1 protein-coding gene is annotated in these 529 nt (G+C 54.1%); it reads right to left on the reverse strand.

Features of this window, described 5'->3' with window-relative positions; genetic code table 11:
• On the reverse strand, positions 1-529 hold a 529-nt coding region (locus CA598_RS31725; RefSeq protein WP_179283832.1), incomplete at both ends, for a phage tail protein.

The following is a 529-nucleotide window of genomic DNA, read 5'->3' on the forward strand; positions in this document are numbered from 1 at the left end:
CGCTGCTATTCCGGTCGCTGTTATCGCTGTCCGCGCGGTCGCTCCGCCATCCGTCGTTAAGATAAGTCCGTTTGACGTTAGTATGACTTGATCAGACGGATCCGTTTTCGACTGCAGGACGATACCGCGTTCATCGTATTTAATCTCCGTCTTACTCGCGTTGATCTCGTTAACCGCCAGCCGCGCGAACTCTTCGAATACTTCCGCTCTGATTCTTCCGCCGCTAAATACGTTCTCTATCGCGCGCCGTCCCGCCTCCAAGTCCGCGAGTATCTGCGTGTAGTCGCGTTTCATTACGTTCGCTACCGTTAATTGCGTATGTTTATCGGGCGCATATGGATACTCCGTCATTTCCGTAATCCGCGCTGTGATGCCCGTTAAGCCAAGCGCTGGATCTACGAGTGTCACCGTATCACCGAGGCCGGGACGCGCTTCTTGCTTATCGATCTTAAATAAATCCGCAGCGCTAACGGATACCTCAAGCGCCGGTACTTCGCGTTCGGCTAAGCGTAATCTCGCGGCAGCTACG

It is taken from the genome of Paenibacillus sp. VTT E-133291 (genome assembly GCF_002264395.1).
Taxonomy (GTDB): Bacteria; Bacillota; Bacilli; order Paenibacillales; family Paenibacillaceae; genus Paenibacillus_AQ; species Paenibacillus_AQ nitricinens.